Raw genomic sequence first — 706 nt, 5'->3', positions numbered from 1 at the left:
CAAACAATACCATAAAGGCTCTAATTGTTGTGGGGCTCGTATTTGGCGGTGTTTTTGAAGAACTTTTTTGGAGAGGTTACTGGATTAAAAGACAGGTTGCGAGATATGGAAAAAATGCATGGATTATTAACGCAGTACTTTGGTCAATCTCTCATATAATTGCCTACAATCCCATAAAAATTATTTTTATTGCGTTTAGTTTTTCCTTTATTTCGAATAGGTATGGGACGTCAACTATAACGGTTATTTTTCATGCAATGATTAATACTTTTGTTGGGTTAAGACTAATAACTGCTTATTCTTAAAATATTTTGATAAAAGATATTTTCAGACATTTAAAAAGAAGAAAATCCAAGATAGCGCTTGCTGTGATGTCGTTGGTGATGGGGATTTACTTTTTTAAGGAAGGTGCTTTTTCGGCCTATAAAATATTTGGGTTTATAATTACAGTGGTTCTGACTTTTTTAATTCTCTCCTGGGGAAGTGATAATCCTGAAGAAAAAAATGATAAAAAGCTCCGAATTTCGGAGCTTTTTTTATGCGTGAATTATATATTGCTGGTCTTTTGTCCAAATCGATTTCAATTTCACTCCATTCGTGTACACTTTTGGTGGAGATAAATTCCGTTGGTAATGTAATATCGTATGCAATGTAGAATCAAGTATATTTTTTGAATTTTCTTCAAAAATCATTTGGATTTATGCCA

1 protein-coding gene is annotated in these 706 nt (G+C 32.3%); it reads left to right on the top strand.

All coding sequences use genetic code 11. The features are described 5' to 3' along the window. Positions 1-305: CPBP family intramembrane glutamic endopeptidase (locus tag GO009_RS17365; RefSeq protein ID WP_163627968.1), on the top strand; the 305-nt coding region annotated here is incomplete at its 5' end. Between the last annotated feature and the right edge of the window lie 401 nt (positions 306-706).

The sequence above is a fragment of the Allomuricauda sp. TY007 genome (assembly GCF_010468565.1).
In the GTDB taxonomy this organism is placed as follows: domain Bacteria; phylum Bacteroidota; class Bacteroidia; order Flavobacteriales; family Flavobacteriaceae; genus Flagellimonas.
This window is presented reverse-complemented; position numbering and strand designations above follow the sequence as displayed.